A 25,227-nucleotide genomic window follows, 5' to 3' on the forward strand; every position below is an offset into this window, starting at 1 on the left:
ATGTAGTTAATGAAGGTGATAAGCTCGGATTTAATCACGCTTCCTCGAAATGATTCAGTTTTCTCACTCAGTCTCATGAATTTGCAGGATTTCACCCTTGGCTAAGTGTGAGAGAAGAAGATACACGAAGGAGATGATGGCTTGGGCAGTATACAGGGCAGGCAGGAACAAGGTGAAGAATGAACACCCAATTTGTTCCATATCTTGCACGTCTACAATACTGTCCGATTCACCAGATAAAACTGGTTGATGCCTGTGCAAATTGCGATAATAGCATTCCTTTTTTATTAAGCGATAAGATGCTTGGGGCTCCGTTTACTTGCGAATGTGGACATAAAATGGCAAATATTACCGGAACCGACGCGAATTTCGGCCGCGATCTGTCGGAGCGCCTGCTGAATGCCGTGCCGCCGGGAGGAGAATGGCGGGCGCTGGTCTGGCGGGTCGCCTCTTCGGAGGAAGCGGCCATTGAGGCGATGAACCGCCAAGAGGCCTCCGCCGCGCTCGTCATTCCTGCGGACTTCTCGAAGAAGGTGGCGAGCCTGCTCTCGCCCGATCCGCAGTCCGCCTCCGCCGTACTGTACGTTAACCAGGGCATGAATTACAACGGCGCGACGATGGCGATCGGCATCGTGACCCAAATGCTCAGCGGCGCGAACGCGCAGCTTCGCGAACGGCTGCTAGCGCAAGCCGGGCCAGGTGGTACACTAACGCCCTTGCAGACGAACGCACTCGCCGAGCCGATTATGGTTTTGAGCCGCAGCGTGAATACCGTCGGTCCGAACAGCTCGAACGGCAACGCACCCGTCGTGCTGACGCAGCTCGCCTGGTTCGCCGCGATGGTCTCGACGATGATGCTCTTCGTAACGGCGAACAGGGCGACCGCAAACGGGTTCCGCCTGCATCGCTTCGGCATCCGCGTATCCTAAATCCTGATGGGCATGGCTGCGCTCAGTATTCTCTGGATCGCCGGCCAAATGTTCGGCCTGCATATTCCGGACTACGAGGCCATCGGCTGGTACTTATTGTTCGTCTGTTTCGTGTTCTTCCTGGTCCAGACGACCGTCGTCAGCTGGCTGGGCGTCGCGGGCATGCTGCTCTTCGTGCTGGTCTTCTTCTTCGAGACACCGTTGCTCGGGGTACCGCCGGAGCTGCTTCCGGCATTCAGCCGCCGCTTTCTGTACGACTGGCTGCCGCTCCGGTTCGCGTTTAACATATTTCCTTAAAGTAAAAGCAAAGACCACCGGAAATCCGGTGGTCTTTGCATATCAATGTGTAGAGTTTCGAGGAATATTTTCTTCAAGCATTGTAACAGCAAGTTGAACAGACAGGCGTTATGTCTTAACGACGTCTTCCTTGGCAAGCTCGCTTATCACGCCACTGATCGCTTCGCGGTTAGCACCGAGCATATTGGCAATCTCTTGATGGGAAAGAGGCAGGTCGATCAGGGCATATCCGTTTTAAATGACGCCGAATTTGTCGCTCAGTGTGGAAAGGAGATGGAGAACGCGTTTTCTAAGACCATACCAACCGACGACCAAAAAACGTTGCAGCTTTACATGGAACAATGACCCTAAGATTCGAATTGCTTCGCAGAAAGTGAAAACGAAAATTCGGGAGATTACCTCGCGGAAAAGACCACTTTCGTTGGAGCAACGAATTAAAGAACTGAATCAATACCTGACTGGATGGTGTGGTTACTTTGCTTTAGCGAATACACCATCCATCTTTCAAGGACTAGACGAGTGGATACGGAGACGTCTGCGAATGTGTCTCTGGAAACAATGGAAGAAACCTAAAACCAAAGTAAAAAGGCTTCTATCTTTAGGAGTTCCTAAAGATAAAGCCTTCGAATGGGGAAATACCCGAAAGGGATATTGGCGTGTAGCTTGTAGTCCAATTCTTCACAGATCACTGGATAACCAATACTGGAAAACCAATGGATTGAAGAATTTATCAGATAGATACAAATTCTTACGGAATATTTCGTGAACCGCCGTATACCGAACGGTATATACGGTGGTGTGAGAGGTCGGGAGTTAATCTCTCCCTCCTACTCGATTATCTTCGACTATAGCGTTGGTCACAAATGGCATTAGACACGGTTAGACAGTTACTTTCTTTGCCAGACGCGCTGCCGCTTCTTGAGCCTCATTTTTTGCTTTATCCAACACGTCCGCTTTGTCAAGCTTGCTTGTACCTTGAGCTCGGATAATTTGGTAATCCTCTATGCCGAGGAAGTTAAACATAGATTTGAGGTACTTGTGTGAGAATTCGTTATCTGTATACCAATCGTTATTCGTGTAGATAGCGCCACTTCCTTGAATCACGAGTAGACTACGTCCGTCAGTTAGTAAACCTACTCCGTTTCCATTTTTCGTATATTTGAAGGTTTCGCGGGCAATCATGATGTTATCCATGTAATCCTTAAGCCGGGAGGGAATATTGAAGTTGTGAAGCGGCATGATGATCACGTATTTTTTCGCGCTCTTGAATTGGTGCAAAATTTCGTTCATTTTGCTGGTAACGCGGTTCTCTTCGTTCGTCAACTCTCCACCCGATTCAAATTTCTCCCAAGCGCTCAGAACGGTGCTGTTTATTTCCGGAATTTCTTCACCATAAAGATCAATTTGCTCAATCAATTCGTTCGGATTCATCTTGCGGTAGTTCTCAATAAAATATTTGCCGACTTCAAGACTAACTGAATCAGGGGCATCAACATTGGCATGCGCATTGATAACAAGTAATTTTTCCATTTTTCCACTCCTAAATTTGTTTAAATGGCGACATGATTATTCGCCGATAAATTTCAACTCCAATATACTGCAATGCATGTACCAAGTCTTAGAAAGCAAACCTTCAATTAAGTTACGGCTTTCATTAGAAAACCTGATTAAGGTTTGGATCAACGGCCAAACAAAGTGTTCAAAGTTACGGTAATAGGGCAGATAGAGCCAGACTGTTGCAAACCGGAATTGAAGATGGTCACGGATATTAAATTGTTTCCTTTAGGCCTAGCTGTTGAGCTACGGGAGCGCTAATCTGTGATACCTGTTTCCGTTTTATTGCAATCAATAACATACCGGCAATCGTCATGAGTCCCCCGAGCATCTGCGACATCTCCAAAGCATGCCCCAAGATAACTGAAATAATTGCTGTAAAGACAGGAATCAGATTCATCGTTATGCCGGCCTTGCTCGCACCTAGTATCTTAACTCCTTGATTCCAAAAGATAAACGAACCGACTGACGGGAACACCCCCATGTATATAACCCCTACGATCCCCAAAGAAGTGATTTTGTCGGAGTGAATCGGCTGGAAAAATAAAAAAGGAATCATCAGAATAGCACCGACCAGCGCAATCATCGCAACCAATGTCACAGGCGGAATACTTTTTGCTTTTTTTAGAAGCAATGAATAAGCAGTCCAACATAAGACGGCCAATAGCATGATCGCATCGCCCTCGTTAAACTGAGTATGAAACAACTGCTGCAGGTTGCCTTTCGTCAACACAATCAGAACACCAATAAACGAGGTGATTAATCCAATGAACTGAAAGGCACTTACTTTTTCTCTCAGGAAAATCAACGAAAAGAGCATAATCAAGCCAGGCGCAAGGGTAGTAAATAGAGCGCTGTTCGTCGCAGATGTGAACTGCAATGAAGCATACGAGAGATAAGTGTAGAGCACAATGGATAAAGTAGCTAGCAAAATGATCAACACCCAGTTATTCCTCCATATTTGATTCCATGAAGGCTTCTCAATAAATTGGGCAATGGGAATAAGAAGAATCAGTCCGACGACCCACCTTAGAAAGACTGTCCATTCAGCAGGTAATTCAGCTACAATCAATTTTCCAAAAATGATATTACCGGCCCAAAACAGATTAGCCCCGATCAGAAATGTCCATGCCTTATATTTCACCATATTTTTCACCTTCACTTTTTTTTGTTTTGCAGATTAAATTGCCGTTAGCTACAATAGCTCTAAAATCGCTAGATCAGAACGAATGGAATCGTGAACTTCGAGAAGTGGAACGTACACGAATCAATGGGCTATCGCTATTGCCCATCGAATTCTTTAAAAGGGGTTTTTGGGTTTCTTTGTTGAAGCTCTCACCCGAGATGACTTTGTTATCAGTAATCACAGCGAACGATTCGGGTTCGCCTAGGGAAAAGGGAAAATTTCAAGGTCAGTTCCAGAAGTCTTCAGGCTACAACTATCTCAGAATCTGGAGTCCCGAACGAACAATGACTCTGCACTATTTACTTCGAACTATATAGTGAAGAATATCAGTACACTCAATATAACGCTTATTGACGAATTGACGTTCACAGCTTCATCATGTCTATTTTCGGGAATTGGCCGAGCTAGCGCGGATATCCTTATTTATATAAAATGGGATATCATGTTATTAAAGGAAGAGACTGTCATTGAGACAGCCTCAAGGTTAAGTTTATTTAAAAACTTTTATACGTTCTTGTACCGGATTAAATTTCTTTTCACCTGCTGAGGCAGACGGTTTACCGAACGGCATTTGGGCAATCAGTTTCCAGCTTTCCGGCAACTTCCATTCTGCTTTTACCCGTTCATCAATCAATGGATTGTAATGCTGTAGGTTTACACCCAGCCCTTCAGCCTCCAGCGCCATCCAGATCACCAATTGGTGCATTCCATTTGTTTGCTGTGACCAAATCGGGAAGTGTTCTTGATAAGATGGATATTGTTTCATAAAACTATCAATAATTGACTGATCTTCAAAGAAAAGCACTGTACCGTATCCGTTCCGAAATCCGTTCATTTTTTCCTGAGTAGAAGAAAATTGTTCGGAAGGAATGTCTGCTTTGAGAATTTCGGTCGTAAAATCCCATAACTTGTTATGTTGTTCACCCAAGAGCAAAACAACGCGGGTAGTTTGATTGTTAAACGCCGATGGTGTATGTTTAACGGTTTCCTCGATTATTTCTTGGATACTTTGATCCGAAATTGGTGATTCTTTGCTAATTCCATAAATGGAGCGCCGTTCGCGTAGTGCAGTGAATAAATCTTTCTCCAAGGTTTCCATGATACATCTCCTTACCATATTTTTCGATTTTCAATCTTCCATGTTCCTGTGTCCACGGGACATAAATTTATTATAACCATTACAAAAAAAAAGTTATGTGAAGTAAATTACATACTTGAATTGATCTTAGTGTGCAAGTGAAACTTAGTTTTAATTTAATTAGGGAACAGGAGCGATTAAAACAATACGTCACATGGTTTTTCGCTGTCAAGGGCTGCACGACGGCGCCGGATCATCGAGCTATTGGCAACTCACGCTACGGAAATTTACGGACATTTTCAGATCAGCGCTCCTGCGGTGTCGCAGCATCTCAAGGTGCTGCTCGAGGCGAACGTCGTCACGATGGAGAAGCAGACGAAGCAGCGCATCTATCGACTAAATTCGATGGCGATTTCCGAAGTGGAAGAGTGGACCAGAAGGTATCGATTGATGTGGAGCCGCAAGTTTGAAAAGTTGGACATGTAGAATGACGGAGTCTCCGTAGTAGTCCGAGGGCGGGAAAGCCGGTCATACGGCGAAGGGAGACAATTTAAGTGGTTTGCTTGGCTCATTAACTGACCATAGTGAGGTGAAGACTTTTGATAATCAGTGAAATGCAAAGCAAACTGGCGACATGGTCAACAGAAAGCAAAGAACGAAAATTTGACCGATTTCTACGAATTATTGCTACGCTTTTTCCCGTAGCCGCCAGTACCCATCCAATAGCCCGACTGAACGACGTACAGATCAATGATCGCCGACCTTGATCAGTCGAAATTTTTTGTGATTCCACTCCATGTATAAAAAAAGAGTTTTTTCCATAAAATAGCATGGCCCCTATAAAGAACATTTGGATTCTTTATCTAGAAAGGATTTATTCGCAATGAAAACAGAATTTAAAAACCTCGATCAATTATTAAAATTATCCGGACAATCGAGTGACTTTAAGAAAACAGTGATTTTACTTGGTAAACAAGAAGTGAGTATTTTCTATTATAGTACCTTAATCGATGCGAAGTGGATGCAGCAACATTTGATTCTTGTGTTGCAAAATCGCTCATTGGATTCCGAAATCAAGGAAATTGAGGATATTAATGACTGGATTCCCATTAATGATATAGAGATTACCGACGATGTAACAAATATTCAATTCAAACTGATGAAAGGTTATGCGATCGTTCAACTTCATGAAAACGATCAAAAGTGTGCATTGGTTAATTTAGCCGACAATCATGGATTGCGAGAAAACAATGATACGGAAAACGAGTTTAGCGTCGTCGGTCCTAAAGTCGGTTTCGTAGAGGACCTGGATATAAACATCGGTTTGTTAAGAGCACAAATCAATATCCCAAACTTGATTATAAAAGAAATTATCGTTGGTACAACTTCAAAAACAAAAGTCGCAATAATTTATATCGATGGGTTGACAAATGAACAGTATATTCAAACTGTTGAGCAAAGGCTTACTGATATTGATTACGATTACGTGTTTGATTCGTCCTTATTGGACCAAATGATGTCAGACAATTCTTTGACGCCATTTCCATTGTTTGTATCCACGGAACGCAGGGACCGAGTGGCGTATTCACTTATTAGCGGGCAAGTCGCGGTCATTAGCGACGGATCACCTTATATTATTACGGGACCCTCTACATTGTTTGATTTTTTTATTTCCGCGGAAGATTATTATTTGCCATGGATATTAGGTTCTTTTTTTCGATTGATTCGAATCTTTGGTGTCATTTTTTCGCTGTTTAGCACGTCAATGTATGTTGCGATAACCACATATCATTATGAAGTCATTCCAAAAGATTTGCTTAGTCCCCTTATTTTTTCCAGAATGAACGTTCCATTTCCTCCCTTCTTTGAAGTGCTTTTTTTAGAAATAACCATTGAATTTCTTCGGGAAGCAGGGGCCAGATTACCAACAAAAATTGGACAAACCTTAGGTATTGTCGGAGGAATTGTTATCGGTCAAGCTGCGGTCGCAGCAGCTTTAACAAGTAATATTTTACTAATTCTTGTCGCGCTATCGGCTTTAGCCTCATTTACGACACCGATATATAAGATGTCAAATACGATACGATTTTTACGCTTTCCTATCATCATGTTGTCAGCGATATGGGGGGGAATTGGCATATTTATCGCGGTGGGTTTTCTGTTCGTCCATATTATTCGTTTAAAATCATTAGGCTCTCCTTACGCTGTTCCGATTTTTCCTTTTAGGATTATGTCTTTTAAAGACAGTTTTATACGTTCATCTTTTCAAATTCTGAATAAAAGACCTCAACATTTAAGACCAAAATCTTCAGTTAAGTATTTGCCTAAACCAGTTAAACAGAAAAATGACTTAGATGAAGAATAAATTATGGAAAGAGGGCCATTATGTATAGGAGGAAAATTTTTCTGGTTATCATTTTGTGTGCAGTTTTATCGGCTTGTGCCGATCAAAAAATTGTGAATAAGATTTGTCTTGTCCATGCAATTAGCTTTGATACCGTTGCGAATGGCATAAAAAACGCTGTTCTAATTGCTCACTTTAAAGAACAGGGAAAAACAGAACTAGATGTTTTACATACGGAATCCAACGCTATTATTGGCGGTCTGCCACGAGTAAATGCGCGGACAAATGATCCCCTTGAAAGGGGACAGTTAAGGATGGTGTTATTCGGAAAAACGCGTGCAGAAAAAGGGACTGGGGCTGTAATGCATCATTTTCTCCGCGATACTAAATTTTCATCGCGGCTTCAGCTTGGAGTCGTGGATCGGGACGCTTCGGAACTGTTGGAAATCATCAAAAAAACCCAAAAACCTTTTTTTTTATCGGATATGATTGACCAAAACATGAGAAGCGGAAATTTACCGATGATGAACCTTCATGTATCCTTGTTTAATTATTATGGTGAAGGACGAGACATGTTTTTACCGTATTTTAAAATAGATCACGGAGAAGTAGTAATCGATGGTCTGGCTTTATTTAGAAGTGATCAGATGATAACCGAAATTAGCATGAAGGACGCTTTCTTATTAAAAATGCTTATTCAGAACTCGAAGAATGGAAGCTACAATGTTCCAGTTGCAGGAAAAGCATCAAACAAACAGGGTGAAGATTTCATTTTATTGAGAAGCATGCATTCAAAGGCAAACTATATTGTGAACAAAGAGAATCCAATCCCTTCTATTTCAATTCGGTTGAAATTGGTGACGGAACTTCAGAATGTCCCGGATTGGGTGGATTTGAGATCAGAAGAGCAGCTTGCACAGCTTGAAAAAACGATGGGTTCTTATTTTAAAAAAGAAATTGAAAAATTCCTGTCACTATTAAAGGAAAATAAGGTTGATCCAGTCGGTCTGGGCGATTTAGTAAGAAGTCGGTCTAAGGTATGGAGTGCCCAAGATTTTGAAGAAATTTATCAAGTAATAAAAACATCAGTAAGCGTTCAGGTTAAAATCGCCAAAACCGGAAGTGCTTGAACGATGTCTGGAAGTACAGTTTAGTGAGGTGTTCCGTATATGAAAAATCCTGTTGACGAAAAACACTTAATATCTCCCTTCTTAATTGTTCCTCTTATGTATGTCAGTATGGTCGGGGTCGGAGTTCTGAATTTCCAACGAGAAGTGGCCGAACATGCCGGATATAATGCTTATATTTCTGTTGTTTTAGTAGGGATTAGCATTCATTTAATCTTATGGATGATTTATAAAATTTTACGTTCTAATCAAGAAGGTCTAGATGTAACTGCAGTCAACAATACATGTTTCGGGAAAATTGCAGGGAACATAATCAATTTCGCAATCGTTCTTTATTTTTGTTTCGGAGCTTTTATTGAATTCAAAGCCTATATTGAAGTTATTCAACTCTGGGTGTTTCCCTCAATAAAAATTTTACCCATAAGCACCATTTTGGTGTTGTTTATATACTATACCGTATCCGGCGGGTTTCGGTCCGTTACCGGACTAAGTTTTTTGGGATTACTAATTACACTTATTTCTATTTTACCACAGAATTTGTTAGTTTTGCCGTATACACATCCGTTAAATTTGATGCCGCTTTTTAACCATTCAATAACCGACATATTACTCTCTTCTAAAAGCATGCTATATCAATTCATGGGATTTGAAGCTCTTCTACTCTTTTACCCATTCATTAAATCACCGGAAAAATCTCAAAAATGGGCACATTTGGCGGTATTTATTGTTACATTAATGTATTTGATGATAATAATCATAACGTTTATGATGTACAGTGAAGGGCAGCTGCGCGAAATCTTTTGGCCGACGCTTGATATGGTCAAGGTTATTGAGGGAACTGTGTTCCAGAGAATAGAATATCTGGTCATTTCAATGTGGTCGATAAATTTTTTTGCAGGCATATCTTTAAGCTTATGGGCGGCATGCCGTGGAATGAAAAACGTTTTTCAGATCAAACCGCGTGCGAGCTTGCTTGCTTTTCTGGTCGGAATTCTGATATTAGAGTTTTTTGTGAAGGACCGTAGCATATTTCGTTGGATTTCCGAGTTATATTCAGACATCGGACTTTATTTTATTTATGGATATATCCCGATTATGTTCGTAGTCACGCAGGTAAGGAAAAATTGGAATAAAGGGTAGTAGTAGCACAGCTGATACCACCCGCAAACGAATGGATTATAATGCAGCCAGGTTGTTTAGTAAATAGTCACAAACGGGGTAAGGCTGCTGATCATCCTTTGAACTGTGACCCGTAAGATGGACACTTTGAAAAAAGTGCCCCTCTTGCGGGTCATTTGTGTGGCTTTTAAAGTCGCTGCAGTACGGGCGTATCTCACTGGTCAACCGCCGATGGAGATCTTCTTGGAGTCAGGCTTTCATCTAGATGCCATTGGACATGACAAACCAAAGAAGTGTCTGTTGCGTTGGCGTCAGGTATTCACCGCTCGAGGTGAGGAAGGGCTGCTTGAAGAAATGCGAGGTAAACAAGCCACTGGCAGGAGGAATGCTGGTGTTAAGGTGAGTGTAAGCGGCTATTACCGTTGGTGCAACGCCGAGGCAGAGCGTCAGATCAGAGAGGCTGCGGACGAACGTGAGGTACAGGCTTCCAAGCACACTTTAAATAGTTAAACGGCAAAGCCGGTGCGCTGGTAATTAAATGCGGCTTGAACGCCATAATGGGATTGTTATGAACCATAAAAAGATCCGCCGTTTAATGAGGCAATTCGGTCTTGTAGCGACCCTGCGTCAGGCTAACCCCTACCGTAAGATGGCAAAAGCTACGCAAGAACATCTAACGTGTGAGAACCTGACTAGCCAAAGACTTGAGAAAGTCATTTTTAGATATTGAAGAAAAGATGCGAGAAATTAGAGTGGAGCAGGATGGAATACAACAAGAAATCCGGAAGTTACGGAAGTCATCCCCTCTGAACTTTCATTGAAGCTGTAGAAACTCGGAATGCATTGTCCGTCCTTGAACTTAGAACACACGGAGAACTCCAAGACCGGGCTTTGAAGTGGCTATATAACCTGGGCCACATTGTAGTAAATGAAGTGGAGTTACCGAATGGGAGAAGGTGCGATGTCATCGGGTACGATGAGTCGGGAAGGATCATCATCATCGAGGTAAAAGCATCCGTCTCTGATTTTCGTAACGATGAGAAGGGCGTAGTTACCTTGAATTCTGTGACGTTTTTTATTTTCTGTTGAGAGATCCCGTTTCCGTTAATTTATTCTACAAACAACAGGATTCAATGAATGTAGGGCTTTTTTTGGAGCAAAACAGTTTGTATATAGTGTGGCTGATTCATCTGAGCATGCTCCAAAAGAACGTGAATTGATTTATAACGCATTTCATAAGCACTTAACCCGAAGGTATGTATATGGCCATTGAGCTTTCTGGTGCTTGATGAAAACCATTTCCAATTGATAGGCGTGAAGGAAATGAAAGAGCTAATTTCTGGATTAGATTCTTTCTTACAAGTAACGTTGGTTGGATATCACTATCTTGAATGTATTGAGCAAGGTAATGCAGAAACAATACTTGAGAAGCCGAACAATATCGCTTAAATCAATTTCATTACATTCTAAAACGAACGTTCGCAATCTTCAAATAGAATCCGTTAATTAAGCGAAAAGCTGCCCGAAGGCGTGCCCTCGAACACCACCTGTCGACCCTTGCTACCTCCGTCCGGTCCCATATCGATGATCCAGCAAAGACCACCGGAACTCCGGTGATCTTTGCATATCAATGTGTAGAGTTTCGAGGAATATTTTCTTCAAGTATTGTAACAGCAAGTTGAACAGACAGGCGTGATGTCTTAACGACACCCTCCTAGGCAAGCTCGCTCATCACGCCACTGACCGCTTCGCGGCTAGCACCGAGCATATTGGCAATCTCTTGATGGGAAAGAGGCAGATCGATCAGGGCATATCCGTCTTGAATGACGCCGAATTTGGCGCTCAGTGTGGAAAGGAGATGGAGCACGCGTTTTCTAAGATCATGAAGCGCAAGCTGTTCCAATTGCTCCTCCCGCTCCTTTAACCGGTCACTGAGTGCTTTAAGAAATTTGAGCGCGAGCTGAGGCCGGTTGATCATCAGCCGTTCGAACTGAGGCTCGGACATGGTACAAAGAAGCGACGATTCCATCGTTTCAATATAAACCCCCTTGGTTCCGAACGAGAATGAATTTAACTCTCCGAATATATTTCCTCTTGTGAGAATGCCAAGCGTGAACTGTTTTCCGCTGTCGTTCAGTTTATAGAGTCTAAGCTTGCCCTCCTTGATGAAATAGAGTCCCTCGCGCGTTGACTCCGGGGTTTGGACCAATGTGTTTTTTGTGATCCAATTGAAATGATGGATGGTATCTAGCTGATCGATCTCTCTAATTTCTTCTCGTGACATTTCTTCAAAAATACTTATTTGCGATAAATACCAGAGCTTGTTCATCAGATATATCGCTCCTCCAAAATAATGTTGGCAAAGTCATTGGCGTTCGTTGCAATAACATTATTGCAACGAACGGACTATTTTTAAGGCTTCGGATGGTTCCAACCGCGTTCTATGGTTTAAATCTGAAGCACCTGCTATGACGGTTCCTTTTTTATCGATAATATATGTGGCTGTGACAGGAAGCTCAAAAGTATGGTCACCGTTATATTGATGTAGCTCAATACCAGATCTTTTCTGAATGGCTTGCATAAAGTCAGGCAGCTTGTATTTAAGATTGTAGTTTTCCGCAGTTTTGTTGTTCGCATCGCTAAGGACGAAGAAGCTCAGTTCATGTTTTTCTTTCATGGAAAGCGAATGATCCGGTGTTTGCGGGCTAATGGCAATCAATTGAGCACCGGCAGCTTTAATCTCATTCATGATGCGCTCATAGGCCTTCAATTGCAAATTGCAGTACGGACACCATTCACCCCGATAGAACACGATAATGACGGGGCCTTTGGCTAGTTCTTCAGATAATGTGACGGGTTTGACCGTAGCATCTTCTAGGGTAAAATCGGGAGCCTTATCTCCGATATTCAGTCCTTTGCCTGCACCTTGATGTCGAAGGTCCTGAATCAATCTGGCAAATGTCGCCGCGGCATCTGGCGACATATTACGGTTTTGAGCCTGGAGTGCATCAAATTCATCTTTTAAGCTTCTTTCCCATTTAAAAACACTGTCCTGGACCATAAGCGAAATCGATTTTTGAATTGTCGGAAATTCAAATCCTAAAGATGCTGCTCTGGCATTCAATATCTTCCAAGTATAAGGAAACATGGCGTAGGGGGATAAAGTTTGTTCTTCATGTCCGCCTACATGAAACAGCGGGGTCGTATTCAAGCATTCCCCTATCTCATAACAGAGTTCTTGGATGCTTAAGTAACCGGTATTCGCCGCATTGATTGGTCCGACAAAATCGGATTTGGCTCCGATAAAATTAAGAAATTCGGCCGCATCCCACGCTGTCACATAAGTAATAGGATGCTCGGCTTCCAACACGCCGATAGATTTATGTTCAGCAACATGCCTCACATAGTAATCAAAACGGCCTGTATAATCGTCGGTTCCCGATACGACCATGGCTACGCGAACCGCAACGACGGGAAATGTCGCATTCTTGAAGAAATAGGCTTCGGCTTGGCGTTTTCCTTCGGCATAATCATATTTCTGAGCGTCTAAATCATAGCTGTATTGTTCCGGCATGAAATCGTCTTCGGTAATTTCGGTATCTTTACTGTTATAAACCGCCATACTTGAGGTTAATACATACCGCTTAACGCGGTTTCCAAACACTTCCAGGGCAATTTTGGCATCTTGAGGATTAAAGCAGATTTGATCGTAGACGACATCATAATAACAATTGCCGAACGCTTCCATCATGGCATCTTGATTCGTCCGGTCCACCTTTATTCGGGTCAAGGCGTTGCCAAAATCATCCGGTGTCTGACCTCTTGTTGCAATGGTCACATCGTGGCCATCCCCGAGTAATAAATGGACTAACCGGCGACCGAAAAACGCTGTTCCTCCTAAAACGAGTATCTTCATCCATATTCTCCTTTCACGTTTACATTCTTATTTTTTAATAAGAGAATTTTCTCCCGCCAGGAAAAAGATGCGGTTAATTGATAACCCATTGTCCATGGCAGGCTCCCTGATTCTTGTAGATTAACATGCCGGCCGAATCGGTTTCAGTAATCTACTTTACATTGTTCTTCCGTATTTCGTATTTCAAACTATGATGGAGAACTGTAATCTACTTCACTGAACTCCGCTTTAATTTGAATTTATAATCAAGCTATCCATTCGATATTGGAGGTTTCAGAACGATGAGCAACCAAATTTTAACCGAACAGCTGGAAGCGGCCACTCAGCAGTTTAAGGCCAATTCACCGATTGAAGCGCAGATCAAGATCGGTCAAATGATTGAGGAACTTCAGAAATCGGGGATCGCTTCCGGGAAGCAACCAGGCGAAAAGGCGGTGGATTTTAAATTAACAAACGCACTAGGCCGGGATGTAATTTTATTTGAAGAGCTCGCGAAAGGACCGGTTGTGCTGGTCTTCTATCGCGGAGGATGGTGTCCTTTTTGCAATATGCAATTAAAGGCTTACCAGCAGATATTACCGGAAATACAGGCGATAGGAGCGCAGCTTATAGCGATTAGCCCACAAAAGCCGGATCATTCGTTATCCCTTCAGGAGAAGGAAGGATTGGAATTTCAAGTCCTTAGCGATCCGAACGGCTTGGTAACGGCCAAGTACAATCTGCTCTTCGATGTTCCGCTGGGAGTAAGGGAACTCATGGAAGGTATTGGACTCGATCTTACGGAGTACAACAATACCTCGAAATGGGTTTTGCCGGTTCCGGCTACATTCATGATTGATGAGAGCGCCATTATTCGCTCCTCCTATGTCAATCCGAATTTCATGCAGCGTCAAAGCCCGGAAGAAATTTTGCGAGAGCTAAAAAAGCTGTAACGTTTTTTGCATCATTCGTGCCTTACGATAAGACCTGACATATCCATATATGCTGGTGATATGGGAGAAGCTTGTATGGCTGGGTTCAGCGACAATCGGAGCGGGCGGGCGCACGAGCAGGGCTGTATTCCCTGGTCGTGCGTTTAAATAGCCCACAAAGACCGCAGACGTCCAGCGTCCTCAAGCGAACATTTTGTTGATACAGAGGGGATAGAGGAGTGGGAAATAATTCTCAACCTCAGGCCATAAACGTCGAAAAATTGCTAATTCATTGGCTGGGTGCTATGAAGTTCCGATTCACGGTTGCCATTTCCTGAACAGCGAGCGATTTTGCTTCATTTGATGCCGGTTCCGGCGTCAGGACGCCGATCGAAATTGTATGTCACATATCGCAATTGTTACAAAACTGCTGTTCAGCGATTGCCGGTTCGCCGCGCGTACGGCTTGAATCTAAAGGTTGGTAGGAAGAAGCGGAGCGATTTTATAAAATAGTCGAACAATTGGATCAAGCCATCTTGCAATTTATACCGGAGCAAAGCATTGTCGAAAAGCTTGTTCATGGACCGTTAGCGGACGCGACCAGCCATATCGGCCAATTGACGATGCTTCGCAGATTGTCAGGAAGTCCGGTTGCGTACATCAATTATTCGCAAACAACGATTTATGGGTGGATGGCTAAGGCAGAAGGACATAGATTCCTGTGTTGGCTCTCAAGCAGCGTATACGGCTTGAAGAGGTCAATGCGTGGGCGGAGCGAGTGGCTGAAGCGGATTAATGAGGCAGATGCAGGCGGCTATCGACCGCGTAATGGCCGTGATTGACTCCGGAGAGATTGCCCCTTATTGGGCAAAGTAATGATAGAGGACCGGTACGGCGAATGCCATCCGGTCCTCAGTAAAAAGAAAGCAATAAAATCATCATCCAATTAAAGAGAGGTCGTTCTCTATGAAAAAAATGTTATGGGTCATCTTCATGATGTCCACCGGAACTTCCTTTACGGCGCCTTTATTTCCGTTGTATCAGGAGCAGTACCGATTAAGCAGTCTACAAATCACCATTTTATTCGCTATGTATGCGATCTTCCTGCTGCCCACTTTGCTCATTGTCGGCTCCAGAGGAAGCGGTTGGGGGCTGAAGCGGGTTCTTCGCATCAGCATCCTGTTGTCGATCCTGGCCACGCTTCTCTTTATGGCAAGCCATCAGGCCTGGCTCGTTTACGGGGCGAGAATGCTGGAAGGAATCGCTTATGGAAGCTTTACGGGCACCGCAGTCGCGTTCTTGTTGAAGCATACGTCCAAAGAGAAAGCGGGCAAGGCGATTCTGTTATCGGGTATGGCCGTTTCCGTTGGTTTCGGTCTAGGACCTGCCTTGGCCGGTTTGATCATCGAGTATCTGCATCTGATGCCGCTGCGCGCACCGTTTTGGCTTTTGACTGTTCTGTTGCTGAGCGCTTGGGTCAGTCTGGAAACGTTGCAGGACGAGGATTTTCAAGCTCGGAAGGAACGCCGTCGAGCGACATCGATCTCGCTCGGGGTGTCTAACGACATTAAGCCTCATTTCTGGTCGTTTAGTGCGCTACCCGTTTTCACGCTTTTTACCTTGAACGGAACCGTTCTCTCCTTGATTCCTTCGTTCGTGAAAAACGTGATTCACACTTCCAACCTTGCCGTGTCCGGTCTCCTGATTCTACTACTTATGGGGGGCGGCACGATGATGCAAATGCTGCCTTGGTTCAAACAGCCGGTCGTACGCCTTCGGATCGGTATCGCTTTATTGGCTTGCGGAGCCTGGCTTGTCGTTCTCTCCGGGACGTCGGGAAGCATAAGCCTAATGTGGATCGGGGTGCTCGTTCAGGCGCTGGGCAGCGGTTGGACGTTCCAGATTAGCTTGCGACTGGCCGGCGAGCTTCCGAATGCATCGGAGCGGCCGAAGGTGATAACGACTTATTACTTTGCGGGTTACATCGGATTTATTGTTCCCATCGTGGGAGTCGGTCTCCTAAGCTACTTATTTGACTTGTACGTGTCTCTGATCGTCCTGAATGTTCTCGCTTCCCTGGTGGTTCTCTACATATTGGGTTATTCCGTAAGGTTTGCTCGGTACTATGCCACCAGAAACGGAACGCAAGCTCAGGCGGAAGGTCTTACATCCAAGGTGGGTTCGCAGACCTTGCCATCCTGACGTATGAGGCTAATTCGTCGGGAACGTTCGAAGGAAGATGAAAGAGTAGTTATGATCAAGCTTACAAACACAGGTACAGCATTGAAGGGAAAGGCGTTATGTATTCCCTTATCACTACTCTCAGCCAACGGCATGTCGACAGATGAACTGAGGACATTGAACGAAACCATCAATCATTTATCGGACAATGATATTCGTGTTAGCGGTAAATAAAGATGTATTGTTCTCAAGCTCGAAATTAACGCTACTTGTACATCTTTACCCCAATAAATTGTTTGCAATATTATTTTATATAATCTAAATAAGGAGTTGCTTATCATGTACAAAACAATTGTAATCGGTACTGGACCAGCTGGTTTAACCGCAGCGATCTACCTGGCAAGGGCGAATCTGGAGCCTCATGTTATCGAAGGTACCCAACCCGGTGGACAACTGACCACGACAACAGAAGTATAAAAATTCCCCCTGCTTTCCAGACGGGATTTTGGGAACGGATCTGATGGATAAGAAAACAAGCGGAGCGATTCGGAGCCAAGTTTAAATCCGGGCGGGTGAGTCGAGTCGATCTACAGAGCCGTCCGTTTCGTTTGTTCTTGGAAAGCGGTGAGATGCTTATCTCCGAGAGCGTCATCCTCTCGACAGGGGCTACCGCGAATTTACTTCACATACCGTACGAGCATAATTATATCGGAAGAGGCGTGAGCACTTGTGCTACATGCGACGGCTTTTTCTTTCGAGGCAAAAAGGTAATCGTTGTAGGCGGAGGCGATTCCGTGATGGAAGAAGCGCATTTCTTGACGAGGTTCGCCAAAGAAGTCCGTGTCGTGCACAGAAGAAACCAACTGAAAGCTTCTCAAATCATGCAGGACCGGGCACGACAAAATGAAAAAATCGAATGGAGTTTAGATCGGATACCTCTCGAGGTTATCCCGGGCGAGAAGGGAGTGTCTGGACTTAAGGTGCGCGATAATCAAACCGGCGACGAAGAAATCTTCGAAGCGGATGGAATTTTCGTAACATCATCCGAATACCGAGTTTCTTGACGGACAACTTTCTGACCGATAGACAAGGATATTTGATTGTAAAGCCCAGAACATCGGAAACCAGTATTCCAGGCATATTCGCTTGCGGTGACGTACAGGATCCTCATTACCGGCAAGCGATTACTTCAGCCGGCAGCGGTGCAATTGCTGCGATGGATTGCGAACGATTTTTGGAAGAAACATCCGATAAGTTAATTAGGAATTAGGCGAGTATTATGTATTGATACTCTATGGAATAATTAAATGTGTAATATGAAATCACTTTATAAGGAGCGACTAATAATGGAAAGACTACAATCGGCAGAACGTTTTCGCGATTTGGTTAATCGGGATCAATATACGATAGTTAAGTTCGACGCAACCTGGTGTCCCGATTGCAAAAACATGGACCGGTTTATTGGTGATATAGTAGCGAAAAATAGAGATAAGGATTTCTATGCAATCGATGTGGAACAATTCCAGACGGTTGCGGAAGAAAACGAGGTTATGGGAATTCCAAGTTTACTCATTTATAAAAACGGAGTGAAATTGGGACATTTGCACAGTAAGTATGCAAAGACACCTGTTCAAGTGAGGGGATATCTGGAATCTGTATTTGTGTAATAAAGCTGTCATAATTGAGTATGAGCAGTGGAAACGATTTTTTGTATGGGAATATAATTTCAAGGCGATCGGCAGACGGGTTTGGGAGAATTTAAACAATCTTTACGTTTCAATTCCCGATCGTGAGTTTCTATTCAGCCAAACTTGTGCTTTTTTATGATAGCTTCGTAACACAGATACAACGGACGAATCAATATTCTGCGAAAATATCCATATTCGACTCCCATTATCACCTAAAAGCTTATGGCCAGATTCTCTTGGCCTAAGCTTTATTTTTTGACGATAAGGGAAGCTATGGCTATGTGTAATAAGAAGAATGCTTCATGAATTCATGTTTTATTTTTTAGGAAGTCGTACCAGAAAGCAGATATTGGGTTCCGCATTCTGGTATTAAAGTCATTGAAGATTCACCACCTTACGGTCAGGCTGGGTTAAAAAATTAACCGGCAAACCTACAATCACTGTGGGCTCCGTAGGTCTGGATAATGAATTTCTATCTTCGTTTAGAGGGGAAAATGCAGGTACGGCGAACGTGGATAGCTTGACCGACAAGCTTAACAATCGAGAGTTCGATCTGGTTGCAGTCGGCCGTACGCTGCTGGTTGATCCAGCATGGGCGGCTAAGGTCCGCGATGGCCGGCTTAACGAGCTGAAGCCTTTCACCCCTGAAGCGCTGCGTTCGCTATCTTGATTCTGCTGTAATTCTAATTTTTGACTATTTGATCGGGCACTCCGAGTTAGTGGGAGAGCCCGTTTTTTGTAATATTAGATATTATAATAAAAGCCACCGCTACAACACGGATGTATCTACTTCGAAAAGGGCTCCGATCAGCAGCTTTTTTTTATGTCATATAATTCTTGACAAAATTAGATGACAAGAACTTTATGACATTCCTGGCGGATCCGCCGCTACACGTTATTACCGGAATCCGGTGGTAGACTGGCGTTTCGTCGAATTCTAAGACTAAAGGGTGCGCTGTAGGCAGGATAGTACGAAAGAGGGTTAGGAAAGTTATAAATTTAAGAGGAGATGTGAAAATAGCGGCAATTATTACTATCTCAGTTGAATGAAAACTGTCGATTTTCAATATAATTCCCTTTAAATCAAGTTTCTAAGACTATAACTTTTTTTCACTGAACACAAATAATATGAAATTCTGGATACCAGAACATTCGTTTGGCACACTGTGTGTTCCTTGGTATTGCGAAAATCTTCTTTCTAAACAAGACGGGAATTGTCTTGTTTAAGTGATACATTGAGTAAGAGATAATCATTCAAACAAAGGACAGGTGAACGGGTATGATGCATGAAGTGAACGAGAAAATAGCTGCGCTGGCGGCGGCGTACAACGCCGTCTGGAACGAACCGGACGTAAGCTTGCGGAGGAAGGCCGTCGAGGAGCTGTGGACGGAAGAAGCGATTCATTGTACGGACACGAGCGAAGAAAAGGGACACGATGCCATCGAATCCAGAATCGTCGAGGCGTACGACAAATTCGTCGACCAAGGCTCTTTTGCATTCAAGCCTTTGAACAACGTCAGCCATCATCACGGCGCCATCAGGCTCGGTTGGGTCATGGTGCCGTCTGGTGGCGGCAAGGTGCTAGGGGCGGGCACGGTGTTTATTTTGTTAGGGAAAGACGGCAGGATCACAAGGGACTATCAGTTTACCGATGAGGTATAGACAAGGGAGATGTTACGGATGAAAAAGATGAGAAGTTATCATGTGGAAATGGGAAAAGGGCTGGATGGAATCTCCTTCAGGGAACACGCCATTCCCGTCCCTGGACCAGGAGAAGCGCTTGTTCGGGTAAAGGCTTGTTCGATGAATTATCGGGAAATCATGATTATTTTCCAGGGGGTCTATCCGTTGCCGGTGCGGCCTGACGTCGTTCCACTTTCGGACGGAGCCGGTGAAGTCGTCGAGGTCGGAGAAGGCACGACCCACGTGAAGCCGGGAGATCGTGTCGCGGCCTCCATTTTCCCGGATTGGACGCATGGCCCGTTCAGTCTGGCCAATGCTGCGCAGCTCGGCGGTTCGCTAAACGGAATGCTGTCGGAGTACGTTGTTCTGCGCGAAGAGGCGTTAGTCCTCATCCCGGAGCATCTTTCCTTCGAGGAAGCCGCGGCACTGCCCTGCGCTGGTGTTACTGCGTGGCATGCGCTCACTTGCGGCCCGGATATGGCTGCCGGGGATACGATCCTGACACTCGGCTCGGGCGGCGTCTCCCTGTTCGCGCTGCAATTTGCCAAAGCGCTCGGCGCGCGGGTCATCGCTACCACATCATCCGAAGCCAAAGCGCAGCGGCTCAAGGCGCTTGGTGCGGACGAAGTCGTTAATTACCAGGCAACGCCGGACTGGCATAAGGCCGTACGCGAATTGACCAACGGACGGGGCATCGACCGCGTCGTAGAGGTCGGCGGCGCCGGCACGCTTGCACAATCGATCATGTCGACGGCCTTCGAAGGGCAGATCAGCTTGATTGGAGGCTTGAGTGAACGGACGCAGACAATCGACTTCAACGCGCTCGTCTCCAATGTATACGGATTGCATTCGATCGCCGTTGGCAACCGAACGCAGTTCGAAGCGATGAACGCCATAATCGCTCAGCACCGTATCAAGCCGGTCATCGACCGGGTCTTCCCGTTCAACGAAGCCAAGGAAGCCCTGACCTATTACCGCGAACAGTCGCCATTCGGCAAAGTCGTGGTTCGCGTCGACTGAGTGCTGGGACATCAAAATACCGAATACCGGAGTTCCGTATTATCGAGCCTTGTCACGCCGTTTACCGGTGCCGCAAGGCTTATTCGGCGATCGGCAAAGTCAGGTATTCATCCGCCATACTCGTCTGAAGCATGCTCCGCCGCTTGAAGCAAAGCGCCAGTTGCTTCAACCAGCCTACGGAAACAACCCACAAAACTCGAACAGCCCGAACAAACCGGAGTCCTCTAACAAGGACGGCCGGATCACGGGCGATTCGGGGGCTCATCCGACGCATGCGGGATACGTCACAACGTTTTCAGCACCCGCAATATCACTTCGGGCTCCAGTCTTCGCATGAAGTTCGGATCGACGTATGCGTAGTGGATCCTGGCGTCCCGGTCAATCACGAATGTCGCGGATACCGGAAGAAACCACTGATCCGCCGAATTGTAGGATGCCAAATCCAATCCGATTTTCTCGTATAAGGCCTTAAGCGAGCCAGATACTTCATATAGCACGCGGTATTGCTCGGCCACGCGGCTGTCCGTATCACTGGCGACGACGAAATCCAGTCCTTCTTTCTCGTGTTGGCTCAAGGCGTTATCCGGACTTTGCGGCGATACGGCGATCAATGAGGCGCCCAGTTCCCGGAATTGTGGCAGCATCTCGTTATAGGCGCGCAGCTGCAGGCTGCAGTACGGACACCAACCTCCACGGTAGAACGTCAGGATAACGGGACCATTCCGGACCGCTTCCATCAAACTCATCGGCTTGCCCAGCGCATCCGTCAGAGTAAAATCCGGGGCGAGGTCGCCGATGCTGAGACCCGGCGCGGCGCCTCCCTTTTCCAACATGACGATCGATTGCTGCAGAATTTCATACTCTGCCGGGGATTCGCTCTTGAAAGTCTCTTCCCTCTCCGCCAGCCGTTTGTTCAACTCGTCACTCATATTTTTTCCAACCTCCTATGTTATGCCTTACTCATTTAGCGTATCATGGAAACAAGACAGATCCTGGCTTGTTTACGCAAGTCCATATCAACCGCAAAGGATATGAACGCGCATGCTAAAATCACAGCGTCTCATCCAGCTCATCATGATCATCAACGCCAAAAAATCGTTCACCGTACCGGAGATCGCCAAGGAATTTGGCCTCTCCACCCGCACAATTACCCGTGACCTGGAGGAACTCAGCGCTCTCGGCGTTCCCATCTATTCCGTTCAAGGCCGGGGAGGTGGATACCGCCTGCTGCGGGAACGGATGCTGCCGCCGATCGCGTTCTCCGAAAGCGAAGCAGTGGCGATATTCTTCGCCTGCCAGTCCCTGAAGTACTTCGGATCGCTGCCGTTCGATGCCGGAGCCGCAGCCGTGCTGCATAAGTTCTATCATTACTTGCCTACAGATGTCCAAGCACAAATCGACCGCTTGCGGGACAAAGTGGCGATCTGGAGCCCGGAACGGGCCATGTCCGCGCCCGCGCTGCAGGCGTTAATGCAGGCGGTCATGGTACGGAGCGCCGTGACGATCGCGTACCAATCCGGCGATAGAGTCACGACGAGGGATATCCAGCCGATCGGCCTCTATGCAAGTCATGGGTTCTGGTACTGTCCGGCATATTGCTTCCAGCGCGAAGGGTACAGATTGTTCAGGGGCGACCGCATTCTGTCCGCCAGCTTGAATCCGTCCATCGCGTTCCTGGAAGAAGTCGACAAACGGACCGTGAAGGATTGGAACGAGCCGGAATTGCGGCAGATGGACCATACCGGGTTGGCTGTGCGTCTGACGTCCGTCGGCTCACGAACGCTGGAGACGAACGGCTGGTTCAAGGACGCCTTAGAACGACATCCCGGTGGCGGCGCATCCATCCGCATGCAGGTACCCGCCGAGAAACTGCGCTTCTACGCCGATATGATCTGGGAACTAGGAGCGGAGGCCCAGATTATAGAGCCTGCAGAAGCGGTTGATTATATTAAACGAAAAGTAGAGAAGATGAGAGAACTCTACAGCTAACGGCCGGCAGAACGAGTTCATCCGCTTACTTTGCTCAGCGTTACCATACAGCTGGCGTTGACTGGCGTTGTTGATGAGCAGTTCTAACTTTTTTATGTTATTAGTAATTGGTATAAGTTAAATGTATAAGATTACTAAAAGCTATCGTCGGAACGCAACCCGCAGCCCTGCCCGTCACCAAAATGCTGCAAACCTCCCAAATGTATGATACACATGGCGAACTGATCGACATACGGCGGTTGCGAGCTCCGGTGTGAAGCCAACCAGCCACGCATCGGTGTCGGTCGTACCGGTCATCGTGGCCGCTGGCTTTCTCGTCTATTTACGTATGAAGAGATGTCCGAGAACGAGAACCATCGTCAGCCATCCCAATCTCCATAAAGTAATACCTTTTAATGCAATAGCTGTTTTAATCGGAGGCTTTATTGCATGGAAGATAGACAAAACTAAAGAGAAAAAAATAAAGATGATTAAGATTAGGGAGAGAGAAGAGAATTAATGGATTGGTTTGGACTTATAATGTTGAGTGCTATCGTTCCATTACGTAACTGGATTAATAATAGAACACTCGGAACACTCGTTTCTTCCGTGAAGGAATTCTTTATGGTTTTTATATTCCTTATCTTCTTAAAATATTTGTTCTCATTAATAAAACTGCCATTCAGTACTGGGATGGTTGTATTGGGTGGGTTTATTATTTTACCTATTGCTGTCATAACAGCTGTCATAACAATTAGAGCGTTTAAACAGAGTAAAAAATAAATTCCTGCTTTATCTTAAGATTAAAACTTAATCCTGACATAGATTATTGGAATTCTTAATGTATTAACGGAGAACGTTAGTTTAATAAAGACAGCGGCAGTCTAAAGTTTAATCCAATGTTAATTTCAGGGGTACTCAAAACATCGACTTTACAATTGTGGGCACTTCGTCTGTAACAGGAATACGATGGTTCAATACAATTGTTTTTGGAAATGTCATCACATATATACCAGCCTAATTGCGTTTTATCTAAGCAAGTATCATATCTTAAATTCAGCACGTCAGAAATTTTCCAACCTGTCACACGGAGTAATAAAATTATTGGAATATACTCGTTTAATTCGATGTTAGTGAGGTGAATATCTAACTGCCTTAATTCGCCCTCAGGTATGAACTTTATGTCATCCTATAACCGCAGTGTTGCTAAAACTTCTTCATGATAAAAACGAGTTTACAATCACTTCAATATTCATCACATTTTTTGAACCGCTAGTTAAGGCGTTTCTGACATAATGAACGCGACTCGTCATCGAAGCGTTTTCAATGAGTGGATATTTGACAGTAAGTTTTGAATAGCCGCGATTGTGTTGGCCAATTGTAATCTGGTTTACAGATAATAAAAGAATTGGGTGGTAAAATAAAATAGGAATGAACGAGATTTGTATTAAAGGAGATGCTCGAAAATGAGTTAATTAGCCTTATCTGGAAAAATAGTACCCGGTCACTGGTGGATCTAAGCAGTGACGTGAATGCAATTAAAAGTGCCGTAACAGACACGATCACCGCTTTCGGAGGCATTGATATTCTCATTAACAATGCCGCTACCTCTTCGATTTAAACCTTATGATCAATTCACTATTGAGGAATTTGACTACAATGTCTCCATAAATTGCGTACAGTCTTTACCGCCGTCCAGGCGGTTGTTTCTCACATGGTAGAAGGCGGTGGATAATGGTGGATAATTAATATAGGACGAATGTTTGATACACACACAGGTGAGTTGTGGAAGTGAGGGAAAGTCTAGACAACCACGCACACAGCTGCAATTATTTAATTTGTGTACAATATAGTTGCAGACAAAGTAAATTTTGCTTCATATTTATTTGTAAACAATTTAAATGCTCCGCGATATGGATGAAAACAGAAGAGGAGGCCTTCCTATGCATTATAAAGCGATTATTATTGGTACAGGTCCGGCCGGTCTAACGGCGGCGATCTATCTGGCAAGAGCGAATGTTGCTCCACTTGTTATTGAAGGAATTCAACCAGGCGGCCAATTGACGACAACAACCGAGGTCGATAACTTCCCGGGGTTCCCGGACGGGATTATGGGTCCAGAGCTGATGGATAACATGCGCAAGCAAGCACTGCGCTTCGGCGCTACGATTCAGCCGGGACGGGTGACGAAAGTGGACATGTCCAAGCGGCCGCCGTTCACGCTG

General features: G+C 44.9%; 30 protein-coding genes and 3 pseudogenes. 26 read left to right on the forward strand and 7 right to left on the reverse strand.

Features of this window, described 5'->3' with window-relative positions; genetic code table 11:
- The first annotated feature begins 179 nt into the window (after positions 1–179).
- The 4 genes and pseudogenes from GC098_RS10570 to GC098_RS10585 form a co-directional block, all read left to right on the forward strand.
- Entirely contained in the window at positions 180–929 is a 750-nt protein-coding gene (locus GC098_RS10570; protein WP_171643133.1) for a YhgE/Pip domain-containing protein, read from the forward strand.
- A 6-nt stretch (positions 930–935) separates the two neighbouring features.
- The gene (locus GC098_RS10575) at positions 936–1,226 is read left to right on the forward strand and encodes a hypothetical protein (protein ID WP_171643134.1); all 291 of its coding nucleotides are present in this window, start codon (positions 936–938) and stop codon (positions 1,224–1,226) included.
- Between the two features lie 93 nt (positions 1,227–1,319).
- The gene (locus tag GC098_RS41935) at positions 1,320–1,571 is read left to right on the forward strand and encodes a hypothetical protein (protein WP_246358548.1); all 252 of its coding nucleotides are present in this window, start codon (positions 1,320–1,322) and stop codon (positions 1,569–1,571) included.
- Positions 1,486–1,992 (forward strand): annotated as a pseudogene (locus GC098_RS10585) (group II intron maturase-specific domain-containing protein); the annotation flags it as partial. The gene GC098_RS41935 and the pseudogene GC098_RS10585, both read left to right, overlap by 86 nt.
- Positions 1,993–2,105: 113 nt before the next feature.
- Here GC098_RS10585 and GC098_RS10590 read toward each other — a convergent pair.
- From GC098_RS10590 to GC098_RS10600, 3 genes are all read right to left on the reverse strand, one after another.
- Positions 2,106–2,756, reverse strand: a complete 651-nt coding sequence (locus GC098_RS10590) for an FMN-dependent NADH-azoreductase (protein WP_171643136.1) — start codon at positions 2,754–2,756, stop codon at positions 2,106–2,108.
- A 238-nt stretch (positions 2,757–2,994) separates the two neighbouring features.
- Positions 2,995–3,927, reverse strand: a complete 933-nt coding sequence (locus GC098_RS10595; protein ID WP_216625231.1) for a DMT family transporter — start codon at positions 3,925–3,927, stop codon at positions 2,995–2,997.
- A 529-nt stretch (positions 3,928–4,456) separates the two neighbouring features.
- The gene (locus GC098_RS10600; protein ID WP_171643159.1) at positions 4,457–5,056 is read right to left on the reverse strand and encodes a nitroreductase family protein; all 600 of its coding nucleotides are present in this window, start codon (positions 5,054–5,056) and stop codon (positions 4,457–4,459) included.
- Positions 5,057–5,308: 252 nt separating this feature from the next.
- Here GC098_RS10600 and GC098_RS41525 point away from each other — a divergent pair, with 252 nt between their 5' ends.
- The 9 genes from GC098_RS41525 (at position 5,309) to GC098_RS40790 (ending at position 11,083) form a co-directional block, all read left to right on the forward strand.
- Entirely contained in the window at positions 5,309–5,530 is a 222-nt protein-coding gene (locus tag GC098_RS41525; protein ID WP_216625232.1) for an ArsR/SmtB family transcription factor, read from the forward strand.
- A 128-nt stretch (positions 5,531–5,658) separates the two neighbouring features.
- Entirely contained in the window at positions 5,659–5,811 is a 153-nt protein-coding gene (locus GC098_RS10610; RefSeq protein ID WP_171643132.1) for a hypothetical protein, read from the forward strand.
- 116 nt (positions 5,812–5,927) lie between these two features.
- Entirely contained in the window at positions 5,928–7,409 is a 1,482-nt protein-coding gene (locus GC098_RS10615) for a spore germination protein (protein ID WP_171643137.1), read from the forward strand.
- A gap of 20 nt (positions 7,410–7,429) precedes the next feature.
- A complete protein-coding gene (locus GC098_RS10620; protein WP_171643138.1) occupies positions 7,430–8,518 on the forward strand; it encodes a Ger(x)C family spore germination protein in 1,089 nt (362 codons plus the stop codon).
- Between the two features lie 39 nt (positions 8,519–8,557).
- Positions 8,558–9,655: a GerAB/ArcD/ProY family transporter gene (locus GC098_RS10625; RefSeq protein ID WP_171643139.1), complete on the forward strand. Its 1,098-nt coding sequence runs from the start codon at positions 8,558–8,560 to the stop codon at positions 9,653–9,655.
- 105 nt (positions 9,656–9,760) lie between these two features.
- The gene (locus GC098_RS10630; RefSeq protein ID WP_171643140.1) at positions 9,761–10,144 is read left to right on the forward strand and encodes a hypothetical protein; all 384 of its coding nucleotides are present in this window, start codon (positions 9,761–9,763) and stop codon (positions 10,142–10,144) included.
- 58 nt (positions 10,145–10,202) lie between these two features.
- Positions 10,203–10,364: a hypothetical protein gene (locus GC098_RS10635; protein ID WP_171643141.1), complete on the forward strand. Its 162-nt coding sequence runs from the start codon at positions 10,203–10,205 to the stop codon at positions 10,362–10,364.
- 161 nt (positions 10,365–10,525) lie between these two features.
- A complete protein-coding gene (locus GC098_RS41530; RefSeq protein WP_376773859.1) occupies positions 10,526–10,723 on the forward strand; it encodes an MmcB family DNA repair protein in 198 nt (65 codons plus the stop codon).
- A gap of 234 nt (positions 10,724–10,957) precedes the next feature.
- Positions 10,958–11,083 (forward strand): hypothetical protein, encoded by a 126-nt coding sequence (locus GC098_RS40790; protein WP_281366940.1) that lies wholly within the window; start codon positions 10,958–10,960, stop codon positions 11,081–11,083.
- 265 nt (positions 11,084–11,348) lie between these two features.
- Here GC098_RS40790 and GC098_RS10650 read toward each other — a convergent pair whose 3' ends face one another.
- Positions 11,349–11,963 carry a Crp/Fnr family transcriptional regulator gene (locus GC098_RS10650; protein WP_246358547.1) on the reverse strand — a complete coding sequence of 205 codons (615 nt, stop codon included), beginning with the start codon at positions 11,961–11,963 and terminating at the stop codon, positions 11,349–11,351.
- Between the two features lie 60 nt (positions 11,964–12,023).
- Positions 12,024–13,550 (reverse strand): redoxin domain-containing protein, encoded by a 1,527-nt coding sequence (locus GC098_RS10655; protein WP_171643144.1) that lies wholly within the window; start codon positions 13,548–13,550, stop codon positions 12,024–12,026.
- Positions 13,551–13,831: 281 nt separating this feature from the next.
- Between GC098_RS10655 and GC098_RS10660 the strand changes: the two genes are divergently transcribed.
- The 9 genes and pseudogenes from GC098_RS10660 to GC098_RS10700 all read left to right on the forward strand — a co-directional run bounded on the left by GC098_RS10660 (position 13,832) and on the right by GC098_RS10700 (position 21,034).
- On the forward strand, positions 13,832–14,482 hold the full coding sequence (locus GC098_RS10660; RefSeq protein ID WP_171643145.1) for a peroxiredoxin-like family protein: 651 nt from the start codon (positions 13,832–13,834) through the stop codon (positions 14,480–14,482).
- A gap of 500 nt (positions 14,483–14,982) precedes the next feature.
- A complete protein-coding gene (locus GC098_RS10665) occupies positions 14,983–15,303 on the forward strand; it encodes a hypothetical protein (RefSeq protein WP_171643146.1) in 321 nt (106 codons plus the stop codon).
- 124 nt (positions 15,304–15,427) lie between these two features.
- Complete coding sequence (locus GC098_RS10670) at positions 15,428–16,663, forward strand: MFS transporter (protein WP_171643147.1); 1,236 nt, start codon at positions 15,428–15,430, stop codon at positions 16,661–16,663.
- A gap of 3 nt (positions 16,664–16,666) precedes the next feature.
- Positions 16,667–16,876, forward strand: a complete 210-nt coding sequence (locus tag GC098_RS10675; protein ID WP_171643148.1) for a winged helix DNA-binding protein — start codon at positions 16,667–16,669, stop codon at positions 16,874–16,876.
- A 105-nt stretch (positions 16,877–16,981) separates the two neighbouring features.
- A pseudogene (locus tag GC098_RS10680) lies at positions 16,982–17,912 on the forward strand (NAD(P)/FAD-dependent oxidoreductase).
- Between the two features lie 76 nt (positions 17,913–17,988).
- Entirely contained in the window at positions 17,989–18,309 is a 321-nt protein-coding gene (locus GC098_RS10685; RefSeq protein WP_171643149.1) for a thioredoxin family protein, read from the forward strand.
- Positions 18,310–18,730: 421 nt separating this feature from the next.
- A pseudogene (locus tag GC098_RS10690) lies at positions 18,731–19,000 on the forward strand (12-oxophytodienoate reductase); the annotation flags it as partial.
- 609 nt (positions 19,001–19,609) lie between these two features.
- Positions 19,610–19,993: a nuclear transport factor 2 family protein gene (locus tag GC098_RS10695; RefSeq protein WP_171643150.1), complete on the forward strand. Its 384-nt coding sequence runs from the start codon at positions 19,610–19,612 to the stop codon at positions 19,991–19,993.
- Positions 19,994–20,011: 18 nt separating this feature from the next.
- Entirely contained in the window at positions 20,012–21,034 is a 1,023-nt protein-coding gene (locus GC098_RS10700) for a zinc-dependent alcohol dehydrogenase family protein (protein ID WP_216625233.1), read from the forward strand.
- Between the two features lie 79 nt (positions 21,035–21,113).
- Here GC098_RS10700 and GC098_RS10705 read toward each other — a convergent pair whose 3' ends face one another.
- Together GC098_RS10705 and GC098_RS10710 are read right to left on the reverse strand one after the other, a co-directional pair.
- The gene (locus GC098_RS10705; protein ID WP_171643151.1) at positions 21,114–21,299 is read right to left on the reverse strand and encodes a hypothetical protein; all 186 of its coding nucleotides are present in this window, start codon (positions 21,297–21,299) and stop codon (positions 21,114–21,116) included.
- 19 nt (positions 21,300–21,318) lie between these two features.
- Complete coding sequence (locus GC098_RS10710; protein ID WP_171643152.1) at positions 21,319–21,963, reverse strand: peroxiredoxin-like family protein; 645 nt, start codon at positions 21,961–21,963, stop codon at positions 21,319–21,321.
- Between the two features lie 112 nt (positions 21,964–22,075).
- Between GC098_RS10710 and GC098_RS10715 the strand changes: the two genes are divergently transcribed.
- From GC098_RS10715 to GC098_RS10730, 4 genes are all read left to right on the forward strand, one after another.
- Positions 22,076–23,023 (forward strand): helix-turn-helix transcriptional regulator, encoded by a 948-nt coding sequence (locus GC098_RS10715; protein WP_171643153.1) that lies wholly within the window; start codon positions 22,076–22,078, stop codon positions 23,021–23,023.
- 253 nt (positions 23,024–23,276) lie between these two features.
- Positions 23,277–23,522, forward strand: coding sequence for a hypothetical protein (locus tag GC098_RS10720; protein WP_171643154.1), 246 nt, complete (start codon positions 23,277–23,279; stop codon positions 23,520–23,522).
- Between the two features lie 936 nt (positions 23,523–24,458).
- Positions 24,459–24,623, forward strand: coding sequence for a hypothetical protein (locus GC098_RS10725; RefSeq protein WP_171643155.1), 165 nt, complete (start codon positions 24,459–24,461; stop codon positions 24,621–24,623).
- 322 nt (positions 24,624–24,945) lie between these two features.
- Positions 24,946–25,227: NAD(P)/FAD-dependent oxidoreductase (locus GC098_RS10730; RefSeq protein WP_171643156.1), on the forward strand; the 282-nt coding region annotated here is incomplete at its 3' end.

Origin of the sequence: Paenibacillus phytorum, assembly GCF_013141715.1 — a bacterium.
GTDB classification, from domain to species: Bacteria; Bacillota; Bacilli; order Paenibacillales; family NBRC-103111; genus Paenibacillus_E; species Paenibacillus_E phytorum.